Genomic DNA, 16901 nt, shown 5'->3' on the forward strand with positions numbered 1-16901 from the left:
TATCCATCATCCTTTGCGACACAAGTAATTAATGATATGCTGTGCCGGCAAACGTGCCTCGCTCTTCAACAAAGCAATTGCCGCTCCCTGGCTCTCGATCCATTGATTTCGCTCGTCTAGCAGACGCATAGCCTCTTTAGCCAGCTTTTGTCCATCCAGTGCTTCTGCAGTGCCTACAGGCTGGCTACCGACGCGGCTGAGAAAATGATCAATTTTGGGATCGTAGGATATCCCCAAAGGGGGCACTTGATGGGATGCTGCATAGATCAAGCTGTGCAGCCTCATCCCGATCATCAAACTGCAACGACTGACTTCCAAAAGCATCTGCTGAGGATCGGTAACCTGATCAGATATACTGACACGGCTACCTTTTTCCCTAATATCCCCTAACAAATTCATTACCATCCTTGAAGCCTGCTCGTCGTCAGGCAAATGAAAGGGAAAGAAACGCAAATGTACGCGGCGTCCAGCAGCTAATTTTTTCAGACCGTCTGCGATAGCCGTCAAATCGCGATGCTCCTTGTCCCAATAGCGTACAGACACACCGACAATCGGAAGTTCATCCTGATTAAGCTCAGCAGCAGCTGTGTGCGCCTGACCGAAATTGGAGGGCAATGGGAGTCCCATTACCGGATCGGGAACGACCTCGACAGTCGGACTCTTTAGCTTCATGCTACCCAATAATGCGGCGGATTGTTTATCTCTTACAGATACATATTCACAGCGTTGGAACACAGACCGGATCATGGGATAAAATATCTTTCGTTGCACCGGACCAATGCCCTGAGCATATACAAACGTCGGCTTTCCTACCCATTGGGCCAGCTTGAGAATTGCAAGGTAATAAGGAATGCTTTTGGGACTTGTCGCGTCCTGAAGCAAGCTTCCACCACCACTGATTAGCCCGTCGCTGTTTTTAATCGCTTTTCGGACTTCCCCCAGACTCATACGTGGGACAGCTTCAACCCCATACATTTTCTCTGTCCATGCAGGGTCAGAAGATAGAACAACAGGCTTAACCGTAATCCCGGCTTGACGGCTTTCCTCCTCTAATGCAGTCAAAATGGACTTGAGTACCGCCTCGTCTCCACTATTGCGAAAGCCGTAATAACCCGAGATGATTATCGTTTGAGCTGTGGTGACCATTTCTTCCAACATCCTTCCAGCACTTGCCACGCGACAATTGCAATAATTCCCAGAAGCAGACCCAATCCCAATCCTAATAGTCCACGACTAAGCGAAAGTGCCGCTGGAGAGTGGATGTGAGCAAAAGTATCCACCATAGAGGCTTGACCTATAGCAGCTATGATCAGTACATAGATCGCTTTGCGGTATTTCAAGGCCAAGAACGCGCCTGCAAAAAACAGGGGGTGTGCCATCAAAAATTCCTTATTACGCGGACGTACACCAAATGCATTCTCAAGGAAATTCCGGAAAACCAGCTCCGTGTTCGACACGGTTCCCGCATTCCCTGTGCGACTCAAGTAGTACATTCCTGCGGCTCCGATAACAGCCAATACAACTATCCACAGTACGGTAATCGGCGTGCGGAGCAACTTGGAAATTTCCTCACGTATAGAAACACCACGATAAAAGAAAATATATACCGCAGCCAAAAAGATTGGCAGAACGTGAAGCAAGCTTACACCTCTAAATTGGTTCAGCACAAGGCTGTAGGCAATACTGTTCAGCAGCGCAATAACAAAAGGCACCGCAGCCAGCGACAGGATTGCTGTTTGAACGTACAGAATAAGCGTTTGAACCAAACGCTTACCTGGAGAGAGCTCCTGTTCACGTTTAATTCTAATCGTACGTATGGCAATAACCATTGCAACCGTAGGACCGCTAATTGCTGCGAGCAGCGCCAGGCCTTGCTCCATCAAGCTGGAGTTCAGAACATAAAGACCTGCGGAGCCAACCAAACCGAGTGCAAACGCCAGCAGGGTTAATGCCGGGACAAAATAGGATACCATAATGGAGAAGAATGCAAGTGCGCCTAGTACGACGACCATTTTCAGATAGCGTTGAATTGAAGAATCAACCACCTGGAATGGCTCAGCCTGTCCGAGCTCAAATCCCTTTTTCTCCATCCGTTGTACTGCATTCCCTGGCTTGTCCAAGCTGTGAATCAGATTATCTACCGAATCCTTTACTTTAGCCTCAGCTACACTACGCGTAGGGGCAGTATTAAGATACAGCATGCGAATATTGCGGTCCTTGGTTGCCAATGCAAAACGATCGGCCAAGGTCTCGACATCAAGCGTTGAATCCTTGTCGCTCAGAGAATACAGTCGGACAACGTTATAGTGTATATCGTAAGCAAGCCTGTTGAAGCCGGCTTGTGGTTTTTTCAAGTTCTCAATAGTAGCCAGGCCAATATCATATTTATTAAGCAGTTTAGCAAATGCCGCTAAACTATGCTCTTTTTCATTATCTGTAAAGCCTTTGACCGAATCTCCTTCAAACAAAATGCGTTTTACCCCATTCTGCTGAAAGGAGGCCAGCATTTCTTCTGTCAACTCCTCGTTATAAGGAAGACTGTCACTCATCCGCGGAACAATAAAAAATCCTTTGCTCCGAAGCTGCTTCATAGCAATCGGGTCAGGCTGCATCGGCTTAAGGTACGCATCCTCAGGGGATGTTTCCACAACGACCCCTTCCTGTCCCTGATAGCTCCAAGGCTTTACGTTTATACCCAGGCTTGTAAACGTACGTTCAATTAACGGCTTAAGTGCCTCAGCATTTTCTTTGTCAGCAAAAACAACGTACGTAAAATTCTCATTTGCAGGTGAAAGACGTTTTTCCAGATCTGCAACGTTCTGAGTCGTATAGGTTACGACCCGGCCCGCTTTGCGGAAATCGTCCAACGTACTTTCATACATTGCCATACTGTTCACACCCGCCTGCTTTAAGCGGTCAAGCTGCTCGTTCAAATAATCCTGCGGGTGAGCCTGATACGAAGCTGCCTCTGTCAAATCCCGATAATCGAATACAATCTCCACTTTTTTACTCGAAGATTCTGTCTTCACACGATCGGCGATGACTGGAATGGAGGCCAACAAGCCGAGCGCGACCAGAACCCACAACCATTTTCGAGAAGCCGTATTCCAATACTGCCATTTCTGATACACCAAAGAACCTCCTTAATATCCGTTGTCGCAATAAGCCTATTTTCCCAAAGCCTATTCTAGATTATTCTGCAACATAGAAATGACCCCCACGGCGTACTGCCCTTTGCCGTGAGAGGTCACCGATTACTTATTACGTATCCAATTGTCTTAACCTATTCTATTATAAATGGATTTGTCTCAAGCGTCTACGCGCGCCATAACAGCATCCACCAAACGGCTGATTCTTTGCTCCGCATCTGCCAGCGAAGAACCGCGTACCGCGAAGTATACCTTGATTTTTGGCTCAGTACCAGAAGGACGCAGACAGAACCATGAACCGTCCTCCAGTAAGAATTTGAGTACATTTTCTTTAGGCAGTCCGTCCAACCCTTGCGAGTAGTCCAGCACCTTGTCTACCTTCACGCCTGCAATCTCTTGAGGAGCGTTGCTGCGCCAATCTGTCATTTTGCCCTGAATCTGTGCCACTCCGTCCTTGCCCTTCAGTGTACGAGACTCCAGCTTCTCAAGGAAGTATCCAAACTGCTCATACAGCTCTTGTAAAACATCATACAGCGTCTTACCTTGGGTGCTGTAATAAGCAGCAGCTTCAGCAATCAGCATGGCTGCCAGAACGGCGTCCTTATCGCGAGCGTAATTGCCTGCCAAATAGCCATAGCTCTCTTCATAACCGAACAGGTAGGTATAATCTCCCGTTTGGTCAAACTGGTTCATCTTCTCACCAATATATTTGAAGCCAGTTAGCGTATTAAAGACAGTTGCACCAAAATGTTCGGCAATGACTGCGCCCATTTCGCTGGTTACGATGGTTTTGACGACCGCCCCGTTATTCGGGAGCTTGCCTGTTTCCTTCAGCTGATTCAACAAGTAGTACACCATAATCGCGCCGGACTGATTCCCGGACAATACCACATATTCGCCGTCACGGTTCTTAACAACCGCTCCCATACGGTCAGCATCTGGGTCTGTTCCGATCAACAAATCCGCACCAATCTTTTCGCCCAGTGCAATCGCTAACTTGAATGCATCACGTTCTTCCGGGTTCGGTGATTTGACGGTGGAAAACTCAGCATCCGGCAGCTCTTGTTCGGGTACAATATGCACCTGCTCAAAGCCGATTTTCTCTAGCACACGGCGAACCGGCAGGTTTCCAGTGCCATGGAGAGGCGTAAACACTACCTTGAAGTTTTTGCCTGGTCCAGCTGCAATCAGTTCACGGTTCACACTCACACTGGCTACCGTATCTACAAACGCTTCATCTTCCTCTTCTCCAAGCCAAACCAGCAGTCCCTGCGCCTCTGCTTCTTCACGGGTCAGGCGGTGAATATCAGCAAAAGAAGGAACCTCACGGATATAACCAATCACCTGTTCAGCCTGATCAGGAACAAGCTGACCGCCCTCATCATTGTATACCTTGTATCCGTTATATTCAGGCGGGTTATGGCTCGCAGTTACGACAATCCCCCCACTGGCCCCCAAATGACGTACGCTAAATGAAAGCTGCGGCGTCGGGCGCAGAGACGAGAACAACTTAGCTACGATACCGTTGCCGGCCAGTACCAAAGCTGCATCCAGGGCAAACTCTGGCGAGAAATGGCGCGAATCATGTGCAATGACAACCGAAGGCTTGCCCTCTTTTCCAGCATGCTGCTCCAAAATGTAGCGAGCGAGCCCTTGAGTCGCACGTCCAATGACGTAGCGGTTCATTCGATTACTACCTGCCCCGATTACTCCACGCAAACCGCCTGTACCAAATTCCAGCTCTTTGTAAAAGCGATCCTCCTGCTCCTGCTCGTTGCCCTCCAATGCGCGCAACTCCTGTTTGGTTTCTTCATCAATATAAGGGTCTTGCAGCCAGCTCTCAATGCCTTCTAGTGCTTTTTTACTCAACTGCGTCATACGGTATTTCCCCTCTCCATTTTTGGTTGTCAAAACAGGATTTCTATGTACACATGCACTCGGTTCAAACGTCGTGCTTATGTCAGCAGAGCTTGCTTATTGGGAAGGATCGGACAAAGCAAACATAATCTCGCCCTCAGCTACTACCGTATCGCCTACTTTAGCCGTAGCTTTCCCTTTGCCAAATGCTCCTTTAGAACGGGTTATTTCCACTTCAAGCATCAGTGTATCCCCAGGAACCACCTGTCCGCGGAAACGGAAACCATCCAGCCCCGCCAAGAAGCCGATTTTACCGCGATTTTGCTCAAGATGCAGCAATGCGACAGCTCCAACCTGAGCCAGGGCTTCGGTGATCAGCACACCTGGCATGACCGGATATCCCGGAAAATGTCCGATGAAATGAGGCTCAGTCATCGTTACATTTTTAATGCCCACTGCTCTTTTTCCTTCCTCCAGCTCAATAATGCGGTCCACCAACAAAAATGGTGGTCGATGCGGAATAATCTCCTGAATTTGATTAACATCCAATTGCAATTTGTCCATTTACCTTAATAACTCCTCTCGCTTGCAGGTTCGGTCCTGAATCAGTCATGAATTGCTGCAAGCATAATATTACCCATCGGTGCTGCATAAAAACAGTTCATTGCGGCAACAATGATAGATATCCTTCACCTACTGCAGAAGTGAAGGTTGAGATAAGGGGCTTTTTCCGCCGGTTATGCAACCAGAGGCGCGAAGAGGCCCTTTTGCCCGTGTTTGATCTTACCCCGCAGTGTTATAAACTTCCCCATCATTATACAGTCATCGGATGCAAAAAGAAAATTACGCGGAAGTACCATATTGGTTGCTCCTATGATGGGTAAAGCGGAGTTTCAATTTGAGTCAAGGTGGACGGGCTGCGGGGATGGATCATTCTTCCGATCGCTGTTAACCTCGGATTTTCTTCATTATATAAGAATTCAAGGGTAAAATCCGAGGTTAAAGGCAAACGCTGACGCTTCTTCAGAACGATTCCATCCCCTCCGCCGAGTTACTTTTGGCTCAAAAAGAAGGCCCCGCTTCAATAATACTCGCTTGTCGGAAGGGCGGAACAAAACCGAAGGCCTCTGCGATGGCCTTCATTGGCCGCAATCCATGCGTGCTACGCTTGGAGGCTTCTGCATTGAAGGCATTGAAGGCAAAACAAAACCCTGCGCCACTGGCACAGGGTTTTGTTTTTCTATACTACCCACACAAATTGCGGGTTGATTTCTCTTTATAAAAGTGGCCCTAATGGCGGGTAGCAGCGCAGCGAAGGATTTGAATCTGGAGAAGCGTGAGCGTTCGCCTTTGCAACGGGATTTTTACAACTGAATAACTTATAAAATAAAAAATCCCGTTGCAACAGCGATCGTAAGATCAAATCATTCGCGGAGCAGTCTTTTCCCACCACAGCCACTTTTTTAAAAATAAATCAAGGCGCAAATATAAGATCAATGACGTGCTGCCAGGTTTTCCATTCAAATACGCCTGCCAGTCCTTGCTTACCTACAATCACGTATCCTGCAATTAAACCACCTAACAGCGAAATAAAGAGAAGCAGCGGAACCACGGAATAACGAGCAGTACGCCAGCGGGATTTAGTCTTTTCAGGAACTGAGCGGGGATCGGATTGTTCTTCTTTCATCACCAAATCCCTATCCCCTCAGATTATTAGCCAGGTTCATCATCGTATCGCTAGAAGTCAGCGCCCGCGCCGCCATTTGATACATCCGCTGAACTTGCATCATATCCGTCATTTCACCTGGTAAATCCACGTTGGACTGTTCCAGGTAACCGGAACGCACGGATACGTCCGTTGGAACAGCACCCGCTACACCTGCTGCACCGAACACATTTGCTTCTGTTACTCCATTCGCCAATACGAACAGGTTATCATCCCGCTGCTCCAGTCCTTCTGGACGCTGAACATCCATCAGCTTGATTCGCTGACCAACTGTTGGTTCTCCTGTCCCATTGGTACGAATCAACAACTCACCGTCCGAATTAATGGCTACCTTAGAGCCCGCTGGCGCAGTCACTGGAACATCATTGTTGTCCAACACCGAATAGCCTTCAGCCGTGGTCAACATCATCGTTGCACTATCATTCGGATCAGGAACAAAATGGAAGCTGCCGTCACGCGTCCAAGCTTTTTGTCCATTGCCCTGAACCTCAAACATGGCATTGCCCTGAATCGCCAGATCAGTAGGAAGTCCTGTCTCCTTGAGCGGACCTTGTTCCATATTTTTCATAATCGAGGCTATTTTAACTCCGTAGCCCAAATTATAGCCGAGCGGCATTGCCCGCCCATTTTGGAGATACGTTGAAGGCTGCTGCTTTACATTAGCCAGCACATCTTCAAAGGAACCCTGTTTACTCTTATAACCAGTCGTATTAATATTGGCGATATTATCGGCAATCAAATCCAGACGCTGTTGCACACTGGCCATAGACACCATTGCGCCAATCATGGAGTTGTTCATCACTTACCCCCTGTTATACACGGCCTACTTCGTTAACGGCCTTGTCCAAGCTTTTATCATAAAATTGAATAACCTTCTGATTCGCTTCATAAGCTCTTAACGCAGCCATCATATCCACCATCGACTGAGCAGCATCCACATTAGATACTTCCAGATAACCCTGGCGAACGGACACAGCATCGTTAGCAGTCATCATTCTGGCTGTAGCACCATCCGTATCATTCAGGCGGAAATTCCCATTGCCCTCACGAACGAGCTGGTACGGCCGATCAATAACACTAATTCCGAGCGTTGTTCCCAATGTCTGGTTGGACTGGCTATCCACCAATTCGCCCCGCTCATTTACTTTAAGTGCTGAGACAGCACCCGTCAATTGAATTGGATTACCATTTGTATCCAAGATTGCTGAGCCAGTCGACGAAAGCAATGCTCCCGCTCCATTTACCCGGAAATGTCCGTCACGTGTATAGCGTACATTTCCGTTATTGTCACGGACCGTAAAAAACGCTTCTGGACGATAGGTGACTTCACCGTTAGCATTAACAAATTTCCCTGCCTGATCAAAAGCCATAGGCTGGCCCGTTGCCGGGTCGTTCACACTAATGTTGGACTGTATCGCGAAATCCGTAGCTTGTCCGCTGTCCTTCAATGCCCCCTGAATGTAAGGGGAGAGGCTTTCCTCGGCAAAAACACCAGTATTCAGCTTGCCGACCGTACGATCCGGATTATCCGGGTTACCGCCCGTCATCGAAATAAGCATTTCGGGAAAAGAGCGTTGAACACTGTTCTCCTGCTTGTATCCCGGCGTATTCATATTGGCAATATTTTGCGTCACGGTGTCATGGCGTCGTTGCTGTGTTGTCATTCCGGCTGCCGCAGTATATAAACCTCTCAACATGTATCGTGCACCCCAATCCTTCTCTGCTAATGCATCATCTGCTCGCACGGAGGCGCGGAAGCCGACATACTAGGCAACCTGTCCGACCGCATACGAGTCTCTTATAGTCACTATCGGCAGATTAGAACTTTTTCTTAACCACATGATCCAAATTGTCCAGCATAATTCCTGTACCTTTAACGACACAATGCATCGGATCCTCGGCAACCAATACCGGAACACGCAATTCTTCTGCAAGCAGTTCGTCCAGTCCGCTAAGCAGCGCACCGCCGCCAGTCAGAATGACACCACGATCAATAATATCGGCTGATAGCTCCGGTGGGGTCTGCTCCAATACAAACTTGGCTGCGGCAACAATCGCTGACACAGGGTCTCTAAGCGCTTCCTGCACCTCATCGGCAGAAATACTTAATGTTTTTGGCAATCCGGATACCATATCCCGTCCACGGATGTCCATCTCCGCACGTCGCCCGCTCGGATTTACGGTTCCGATAGCAATCTTGATATCCTCGGCCGTACGTTCCCCAATGAGAAGCTTATATTTTGTTTTCACATATTTCATGATCGCTGAATCAAACTTGTCGCCTGCCATTTTAATGGAAGAAGCTGTGACCACATCCCCCATCGAGAGGACTGCAACGTCTGTCGTTCCGCCACCAATATCCACTACCATGTTGCCGCTGGGCTCAAAGATGTCCATTCCTGCTCCGATGGCAGCTGCTTTTGGCTCTTCCTCCAAAAAGACTTCTTTCGCCCCGCTGCGCTCCGCCGCTTCACGAATCGCTTTTTGTTCCACTGAGGTAATGTTCGTCGGCGCACAAATCAAAATACGAGGGTGGCTGTACCAGCTTTTTCCCCCTACGCGATTGATAAAATATTTTAACATTGCCTCCGTCACTTCAAAATCGGCGATGACGCCATCACGCAATGGACGAATAGCTATGATATTACCAGGAGTCCGCCCAACCATACGACGTGCTTCCTCTCCGACAGCCAATACTTTTTTTGTATCGCTTTCTATCGCGACAACGGAAGGTTCGTCAAGAACAACCCCCTTCCCTTTGACGTGGATAAGCACGTTGGCCGTACCGAGGTCGATACCGATATCATTACTGAACATATTAAAAAGGCCCCCAAAGTGATATTTTAAAAGCTAAGATTCGACAAGAAGCGGCAAATATATGTATAAACCTACGGTTACATGTCATTTTTCGTCTTGTACCATCTTTTAACATATCATACTTCAGGGGGTTGATTCAATGGCTTTGCCAGCCAATTCACCATATATTTTTAAGACTTGCCGGAAACGAGAATCTCCCTTCTTTTCCCACTCGTTTTTTTGTACTTAATTTTCGTCGCTTCCCCTCCCCGCAGATGACGGATGGATTTATGGTATTCGAGAATATGCTTCACTTGATCGGCAAGATCTGGGTTGATTTCAGGCAGTCGTTCGGTCAGATCTTTATGCACCGTGCTCTTGGAGACACCAAATTCCTTGGCAATCGTACGGACCGTATTCCTTGTTTCCACGATACAGCGACCGATTTTGATGGTCCGTTCCTTGATGTAATCGTGCACGCTCCCGCCTCCCTACTGTGGATAGTTTGGTACATTATATGAGGAGCGTGCTTATATATTCGCGGTTTGGCGGGAAGTCATGCTTCGGAAGGCCTATTTATTTGCCAGCAACAGCTTATCTGTTTACCTCATGAACAAAAAAATGAACAAGAAAAAAGCAGGGAAAATGGTTTCCCCGCTTTGCATGCAAAGCCATGACCGAACTTATTTTTTAGGAAGCAGACCTGTAGGATTCACCGGCTTGTTATCCTGATACACTTCAAAATGCAGATGTGTTTTCAAATCCTTTTCAAGCTCGTTACGACCTGCTGAAGCAATTACATCGTTTTGTTTAACTTGATCGCCCTCTTTTACCTTCAGATCGTTCAAGCTTTGATACACCGTTTTGAGATTGTTGTCATGCGTGATTTCTACGACATTTCCCATCAGCGGATGCTGTTCTACACGGGATACCTTGCCACTCAGGGCAGCTTTCACTTCAAACGTCTGATCGTCAGCCCGGGAAAGATCAATTCCGGTATTAGCAGTAAAGGTTTTATCATACTCTACCATTGCTGCTGCCTGTTCATCAGCTGTCGCGTTTTCGTCAAAAAATGGCTTTACGACCTTTACTGCGGCGGCATCTGCCACCGGCCATGCGATATTTTCCGACTGGGCAACGACTTCCATGCTTTCTGGCTGTTGTCCGTTGACATCGGTATTGACTGCGCTTGTGTTTTGCACCGATGGACTAGCTGGGTCAGGTTTGAAAGACTTCTGGCTGGCATCCTGATAGACCCACACTAAGGTTAGTATAATGGCTGCTGCGGCAATGTAGGCTGCCGGGTATGCCCACCTTTTGGACAACAGCTTTTTCCACGAAGACGGCTGTGAAGCTCTTCCACCCTGAAAGGTTTTGGGTGTTTCTTCATGATTTTGGTTCTGGTTTTTATTTTGTTCACTCATTTACTCATCACCTCAGTAACCAGTGTTACCGGGTGCAACTCTTTTATACTTCAAAGTTTTGAAAAATTTACTAACTTAGAATACGAGAAGCCTGCGCAAAGGAAATGCCAGTATAGTAGTGAAGAAGAATCTGAGTGGCAGTGTGCCCTTCCTTGGCCATTCCGTTGGCTCCCCACTGACTCATGCCGACACCATGGCCGTAGCCATAGGTCGTTATAGCAATCTTGTCTCCTTCGGTCCTCCACGTAAATTCAGCCGAACGCAGTCCCAGTTTGTTGCGAATTTCCGGTCCTGTAAAGACCGTTCCTCCTACCTCAATCTTTTTGATGCGATGCCCTTCTGTCTTGGAAAGCACCCGGATCTCAGGCATATTTCCTCCTCCAGTCGAAGCGGCTATCGCAGCACGCCTCAATCCCAATCTATCAAACATGCTCTGACGGCTCAGTGTGATGGTTTCTGTATATCGAGGTGCCAGCTGCTTGTCCCATGGGCTCGATACGCTCCGTAAGTAAGGCACAGCCTTGGCCCATACATCCTCTGAATTCTCGGTATAGCCGTTGCTGGTAGAAAAAAAGAAGCGGTAATCGGTTTGCCCTCATATACCATGATCGTATCCTTGGTATCGCGCACAGCCTGCCGAATTTTAGCCAGCTCAGCAGCTTTACCGGAATGTCCCCACTCTCTAGTAAGTTTGGCTTTAGAAATGTAAGCCTGATGCTTAACGGTATCCGTCACATCCGCTCCTGCCGGAGAGCCGCTGGTATCATCGGCCAGCAAACGCCGGGCGATGAAGGTGCGCGCGGCAATGGCCTGCGCCTTCAGTGCCTCGCCTTCGAAGCTGGGCGGCATTTCGGCGGCTACAACGCCGACAATGTACTCCTCCAGCGGCAGCGTCTCTGTACGGCCCGTAGACGTGACGTACACACGCACGTCCGGCTCCGCCACTGCCGGAACACTGCGCGCTGGAGCAGCGGGCACCGCTGGTATGGGCGGAACCCCCGGCAGCCGCGTGACGGGGGCCTCAGGCTTCGCTGCCGCGACGGGCATCTCGGGGGCTGCCTTGCGGCCGCCCGGTGGCAACGGCTGCGCCGTATGGCGAGGCCACGCTATTAGCGCGGGCACAGCCAGTGCAAGCGCCAGCAGGCCCGCTACGGCGGCAGCCGGCAGCCAGGGGCGGTGGCTGCCCCAGCGTGGTGCACGCCCGGCGGCAGGCCGCAGGTACGGCCCTGGCACCGGCGGCAGGCTTGTGCCGCGTGTACCGCGAGCTGCTGCGCCGGAGGTCGGCGGCGACGCACCTGCGGGGTGCAAAGCGGTAGCCACTGCCGTTGCACGCCGGGCGTGCCCGGCTTCAGCGGGCAATGTGCCGCGTGTGCCCGACCGCTGCTGAGCAAGCTTGCTTGTCTGTGGCGGAGCAGCTATATGGCCGGGACTTTCCTCCGCAGGTAAAGTCCGGTGGTGTTCGCTGGCATGATGAATCGGTATACGAATACGAACCTGTGAATCTTTCATAGGCTGAAACCTCCATCAAAGGGCTGAATATCCGGCCGGAAGCAATGATCTGTCCAGTAGATATTTTCAATCATATGAGGTCGTCCACTTTGATAGAACCGTTTTAAGAGAACTGGAAGAATGAAAAAAAAGACAAGCTGAAAACACAAAAAAACCAAGCCCTTGCGGACTTGGTTCACAGTTGTTTGTAAATATGCTGATACGTTGTATGAAGCTTGGTACGTTAAAGCTTAAGCCAAAGAAGGCTGAATCTTTTTGAACAGATTCCCTGTAGTCTCTTCCGGCATCACACGCTCTGTACTGGACGAATGATCCAGCTTCGGCTCTTCTACGGTCACTCTGTAAATGTCCGCGCCCAATCCAGTCAGCTTCTCGGCCAAATGAACGTAGCCACGATCGATGTGATGTACACCGGATACTTCCGTTGTCCCCTCTGCAATAAGTCCGGTCAGAATTAACGCGGCACCTGCACGCAAATCTGTCGAGGTCACCTTTGCACCTGTCAGCTTCGCATTGCCGGTTACAATCGCAGAACGACCTTCGACCTTAATCTCCGCATTCATGAGATGAAATTCATCCACATGCATGAAGCGATTTTCAAAGACGGTTTCCGTAATAATGCTCGTTCCTTCAGCAGCAAGCTGAAGTGCCATCATCTGAGACTGCATATCCGTAGGGAAACCAGGATAAGGCAGCGTTTTAACATCAACGGCTTTTAACGGTTTATCCGCGATGACACGAATTCCGTTTTCATCTGGTTGAATGGTTACTCCCATTTCTTCCATCTTGGAGATAACAGGTCCCAAATGATCGGATATTGCGCCTTCTACATATACGTTCCCGCCTGTGATCGCAGCAGCAACCATATAAGTACCTGCTTCTACACGGTCGGGAATAACCGTATGTTTTACTCCATGAAGTTTTTCGACGCCTTCAATACGAATAACGCCTGTGCCTGCGCCGCGCACCTTGGCTCCCATACCATTGAGGAAGTTCGCAAGATCAACGATCTCAGGTTCCTTAGCAGCATTTTCAATAGTGGTTACGCCCTCGGCAAGAGTAGCGGCCATCATAATATTTTCGGTTGCTCCTACGCTGGCTACATCCAAATAAACTTTGGCTCCACGCAGACGCCCGTTACTTTTAGCTTCAATAAAACCTTGGCCCAGACTAATCTCGGCCCCCAATGCTTCAAAGCCCTTCAAATGCTGGTCAATTGGTCGTGTGCCAATTGCGCATCCGCCTGGAAGCGAAATTCTTGTATGTCCCAAACGTGTAAGCAACGGCCCCATAACCAAAAATGATGCGCGCATTTTCCTAACCCACTCGTAAGGGGCTTCACAGGAAATTATCTTCCGCGCGTCAACACGAATGACCTCATCTTGGTATGTAACGCCTGCTCCTAAGGACTCCAGTACTTTGTTAATAGTCATCACATCGTCTAGAGGAGGTGCATCAATAATAACACTTTCTCCTTCTTCTCCTAGCAGAGAAGCGGCGATGATCGGCAGAACTGAGTTTTTGGCTCCGCTGACTTTGACACTCCCGGTCAATCTGTTGCCACCGCGGACGATAAATTTGCTCATCTATGGTTCCCTCCGCGCGTCATTTCCCTTTTCCTTCATGGAAAAAAAGAACATATTCCGCTATTTTCATGCCTTGCTTTTTCATTACATAAAAAACAAGATTTTATTAATACCCTAACTGCCATCATACCACTGTTCAAAACAAGTATACAAGCGTTTTTTGTACTTGATGTCCATTGTACTCCAACTGAAACAGTCGGCAATACATGTATGGTTCTTTTGTTTACCATTGTTGACAATATGGAACGATGTTATTCGACAATTCCCGCAGGGACACAGTCCTAAAATCATATAACCCGCCCACTTCATGTTAAAACAATACACTAGAGCATCTGGCTCCACGAGATGTAGTTCAACAGGAAACCAGCAACCAATTGCCCGACGATAATAGCGAGAAACAAGTGCAACAATCTGCCTTGTGGTCCTTTGGGGTGCCGGATGATCAAATCCAGCTTTAAGCTCTGTAAAGCCCACCAGGCTAGCGCTATACAGATGAGTGACACGATCATGGAGATCAACGCGGTCATACTCGCCGATTGACTTAGCTGTTCAGCCAACTGCTGCTTCCCGTTCATCGGTAATCCCTCCCATCTGCTTCACAGACTTCTTTATAATACTCGGCGCACGCCTAATATGCTAGTCATATTTCTGTATTCAGAACATTTATTTCGACAAAATATGAATAATTACTTCTGTTTCGTGAATTTAAAAGGTACTATGTACCTAGCTGCCAAGCAAGAAATAGGACTGCATATTTGGTAATTTATCTAAAAAAAGGGCCCGATCACAGTGATCGTAAGGAAGGAAAGGTTTCCTCTCCTCCTGCCGGACACTCTCTGGCAGAAGTTATGAAGCGGTCTCCCTGTCATTCCTCCGTATACTATGCCGAACCCTCTTATAATTCCACTAAAACCTAATATTTAATTCTTACTTGGTTCTAATGCTTGTAGCATTCAAACGGTTAAGCGCCCGTTGCAGAGCCACTTCCGCCCGATGATGGTCTATCTGTTCCTGCTTGCTCTGGAGCCGCAGTTCCGCCCGCTCCCTTGCCGCACGGGCACGCTCTACATCAATATCTTCAGAGCGTTCCGCACTCTCAGCCAAAATAACCACTTTATCCTTGCGGACTTCAACAAAGCCCCCATTGACCGCGATCACCTCAGTCTGACCACCGATTTTAATACGTATCGGTGCAATCTTCAAGGGAGTGACCAAGGGAAGGTGTCCGGGTAAAATACCAAGGTCGCCTTCCGAGCCGCGAACACTGATGCTGTTGACCTGCTCTGCATAGACCAAGCGCTCCGGCGTCACAATCTCTAATAAATACGTGCTCACTTGAATCCCTCCTGAAAGCTGTCCACAGACAGCTCACTTCGTAAGGCTCTCGGCTATTCTTTGCCTGTGTACTTACAGCGTTTTGGCTTTTTCTACTGCTTCTTCGATGGCTCCTACGAAAAGGAACGCTGCTTCTGGAAGATGATCATACTTTCCTTCCAGAATTTCTTTGAAGCTTCGTACCGTTTCTTTAACCGGCACATATTTACCCGGGAAGCCGTTAAACGCTTCGGCAACGTGGAAAGGCTGGGACAGGAAACGCTGGATTTTACGTGCACGTGCTACCAGCATTTTGTCTTCTTCACTCAGCTCGTCCATACCCAGGATGGCAATGATATCCTGAAGCTCGTTGTAGCGGGCCAAAATTTGTTTTACCCCTTGTGCTACATTGTAATGCTCTTCACCTACAACGTCTGGAGACAAAATCCGGGAGCTTGATGCGAGTGGATCAACCGCCGGGTAAATACCCATTTCGGAAATTTTACGTTCCAGATTCGTCGTCGCATCCAAGTGGGCAAACGTAGTAGCCGGTGCCGGGTCAGTGTAGTCATCAGCAGGTACATAAATCGCCTGAATGGAAGTAACAGAACCTTTTTTAGTCGAAGTAATCCGTTCTTGCAATTGACCCATTTCAGTTGCCAGCGTAGGCTGGTAACCTACTGCGGAAGGCATACGTCCCAGCAGGGCGGAAACCTCAGAACCTGCTTGGGTAAAGCGGAAGATGTTATCGATAAAGAGCAGCACGTCACGGCCTTCTTGATCACGGAAGTACTCCGCCATTGTCAGACCGGTAAGGGCAACACGCAAACGCGCACCCGGCGGCTCGTTCATTTGTCCAAACACCATCGCTGTTTTGTTGATAACGCCGGACTCTCTCATTTCATGGTACAAGTCATTTCCTTCACGTGTGCGTTCACCTACACCCGCAAATACAGAAATACCGCCATGCTCCTGAGCGATATTGTTAATCAGTTCTTGGATCGTTACGGTTTTACCTACACCGGCACCACCGAACAATCCAACTTTACCGCCTTTGGCATAAGGAGCCAGCAAGTCGATAACTTTAATGCCTGTTTCGAGCATTTCTGCTTGAGTCGTCAATTCGTCAAAAGTAGGTGCCTGACGGTGAATTGGATTTTTTTCTACTGCACTAATATCAGCACCATTATCAATTGGATCTCCCAGCACGTTAAATACACGTCCCAGAGTAGCCTCACCAACAGGTACCGAAATTGGTGCCCCAAGGTCCACCGCTTCAGCACCGCGAACCAGACCATCTGTGGAAGACATGGCAATACAACGTACACGATTATCGCCAAGATGCTTTGATGCCTCAAGTGTCAGATTCAGTTTGACTCCAGTCTCCAGCACAGTCCCAATATGAATAGCATTAAGGATTTCCGGAAGCTGACCACGTTCAAATTCAACGTCAACAACCGGACCCTGGATGCTCACTACGCGTCCTTTGTTCATCTCTTGGTTTCCCTCCTACAAGCTTGCACAGCCGCAAATCCGAACA

The 16901-nt window shown here is 48.6% G+C and carries 14 protein-coding genes and 1 pseudogene; all 15 read right to left on the reverse strand.

All coding sequences use genetic code 11. The annotated features are described in order from the left end of the window. Positions 1 to 6: 6 nt before the first annotated feature. Positions 7 to 1146 (reverse strand): polysaccharide pyruvyl transferase CsaB, encoded by a 1140-nt coding sequence (gene csaB, locus KQI_RS0125350; RefSeq protein WP_010349710.1) that lies wholly within the window; start codon positions 1144 to 1146, stop codon positions 7 to 9. Then, the gene (locus tag KQI_RS0125355; protein ID WP_010349711.1) at positions 1122 to 3131 is read right to left on the reverse strand and encodes a DUF5693 family protein; all 2010 of its coding nucleotides are present in this window, start codon (positions 3129 to 3131) and stop codon (positions 1122 to 1124) included. The genes csaB and KQI_RS0125355 overlap by 25 nt, the downstream gene beginning before the upstream one ends. Before the next feature lie 177 nt (positions 3132 to 3308). After that, complete coding sequence (locus tag KQI_RS0125360; protein ID WP_010349712.1) at positions 3309 to 5027, reverse strand: phospho-sugar mutase; 1719 nt, start codon at positions 5025 to 5027, stop codon at positions 3309 to 3311. 96 nt (positions 5028 to 5123) lie between these two features. Then, positions 5124 to 5570 (reverse strand): 3-hydroxyacyl-ACP dehydratase FabZ, encoded by a 447-nt coding sequence (fabZ, locus tag KQI_RS0125365; RefSeq protein WP_010349713.1) that lies wholly within the window; start codon positions 5568 to 5570, stop codon positions 5124 to 5126. 910 nt (positions 5571 to 6480) lie between these two features. Continuing rightward, entirely contained in the window at positions 6481 to 6693 is a 213-nt protein-coding gene (locus KQI_RS0125375) for a DNA-directed RNA polymerase subunit beta (protein WP_010349714.1), read from the reverse strand. Positions 6694 to 6703: 10 nt separating this feature from the next. After that, entirely contained in the window at positions 6704 to 7531 is an 828-nt protein-coding gene (locus tag KQI_RS0125380; protein WP_010349715.1) for a flagellar hook-basal body protein, read from the reverse strand. Positions 7532 to 7544: 13 nt separating this feature from the next. Beyond that, positions 7545 to 8429, reverse strand: a complete 885-nt coding sequence (locus tag KQI_RS0125385) for a flagellar hook-basal body protein (RefSeq protein WP_010349716.1) — start codon at positions 8427 to 8429, stop codon at positions 7545 to 7547. A 121-nt stretch (positions 8430 to 8550) separates the two neighbouring features. Then, positions 8551 to 9549 (reverse strand): rod shape-determining protein, encoded by a 999-nt coding sequence (gene mreB, locus KQI_RS0125390; protein WP_007432736.1) that lies wholly within the window; start codon positions 9547 to 9549, stop codon positions 8551 to 8553. A gap of 170 nt (positions 9550 to 9719) precedes the next feature. After that, a complete protein-coding gene (spoIIID, locus tag KQI_RS0125395; RefSeq protein WP_007432737.1) occupies positions 9720 to 10007 on the reverse strand; it encodes a sporulation transcriptional regulator SpoIIID in 288 nt (95 codons plus the stop codon). A gap of 204 nt (positions 10008 to 10211) precedes the next feature. Beyond that, entirely contained in the window at positions 10212 to 10952 is a 741-nt protein-coding gene (locus KQI_RS0125400; protein WP_010349717.1) for a stage II sporulation protein SpoIIQ, read from the reverse strand. A 70-nt stretch (positions 10953 to 11022) separates the two neighbouring features. Then, positions 11023 to 12461: pseudogene (spoIID, locus tag KQI_RS27340) on the reverse strand (stage II sporulation protein D). A gap of 230 nt (positions 12462 to 12691) precedes the next feature. Next, positions 12692 to 14047, reverse strand: coding sequence for a UDP-N-acetylglucosamine 1-carboxyvinyltransferase (murA, locus tag KQI_RS0125420; protein WP_007432741.1), 1356 nt, complete (start codon positions 14045 to 14047; stop codon positions 12692 to 12694). Positions 14048 to 14370: 323 nt separating this feature from the next. Continuing rightward, positions 14371 to 14622 carry a DUF1146 family protein gene (locus KQI_RS0125425; RefSeq protein WP_010349718.1) on the reverse strand — a complete coding sequence of 84 codons (252 nt, stop codon included), beginning with the start codon at positions 14620 to 14622 and terminating at the stop codon, positions 14371 to 14373. 352 nt (positions 14623 to 14974) lie between these two features. Further along, positions 14975 to 15382, reverse strand: coding sequence for a F0F1 ATP synthase subunit epsilon (locus KQI_RS0125430; protein ID WP_010349719.1), 408 nt, complete (start codon positions 15380 to 15382; stop codon positions 14975 to 14977). Positions 15383 to 15454: 72 nt separating this feature from the next. Next, positions 15455 to 16855: a F0F1 ATP synthase subunit beta gene (atpD, locus tag KQI_RS0125435; protein ID WP_010349720.1), complete on the reverse strand. Its 1401-nt coding sequence runs from the start codon at positions 16853 to 16855 to the stop codon at positions 15455 to 15457. Between the last annotated feature and the right edge of the window lie 46 nt (positions 16856 to 16901).

This window comes from Paenibacillus peoriae KCTC 3763 (assembly GCF_000236805.1).
GTDB lineage: Bacteria > Bacillota > Bacilli > Paenibacillales > Paenibacillaceae > Paenibacillus > Paenibacillus peoriae.

Coding starts and splice junctions, on each gene's coding strand:
- KQI_RS0125360 (WP_010349712.1), bottom strand. CDS start 5,027: ATGACGCAGTTGAGTAAAAAAGCACTAGAAGGCATTGAGAGCTGGCTG.
- KQI_RS0125400 (WP_010349717.1), bottom strand. CDS start 10,952: ATGAGTGAACAAAATAAAAACCAGAACCAAAATCATGAAGAAACACCC.
- fabZ (WP_010349713.1), bottom strand. CDS start 5,570: ATGGACAAATTGCAATTGGATGTTAATCAAATTCAGGAGATTATTCCG.
- KQI_RS0125425 (WP_010349718.1), bottom strand. CDS start 14,622: ATGAACGGGAAGCAGCAGTTGGCTGAACAGCTAAGTCAATCGGCGAGT.
- atpD (WP_010349720.1), bottom strand. CDS start 16,855: ATGAACAAAGGACGCGTAGTGAGCATCCAGGGTCCGGTTGTTGACGTT.
- KQI_RS0125385 (WP_010349716.1), bottom strand. CDS start 8,429: ATGTTGAGAGGTTTATATACTGCGGCAGCCGGAATGACAACACAGCAA.
- murA (WP_007432741.1), bottom strand. CDS start 14,047: ATGAGCAAATTTATCGTCCGCGGTGGCAACAGATTGACCGGGAGTGTC.
- KQI_RS0125375 (WP_010349714.1), bottom strand. CDS start 6,693: ATGAAAGAAGAACAATCCGATCCCCGCTCAGTTCCTGAAAAGACTAAA.
- csaB (WP_010349710.1), bottom strand. CDS start 1,146: ATGGTCACCACAGCTCAAACGATAATCATCTCGGGTTATTACGGCTTT.
- KQI_RS0125380 (WP_010349715.1), bottom strand. CDS start 7,531: ATGAACAACTCCATGATTGGCGCAATGGTGTCTATGGCCAGTGTGCAA.
- mreB (WP_007432736.1), bottom strand. CDS start 9,549: ATGTTCAGTAATGATATCGGTATCGACCTCGGTACGGCCAACGTGCTT.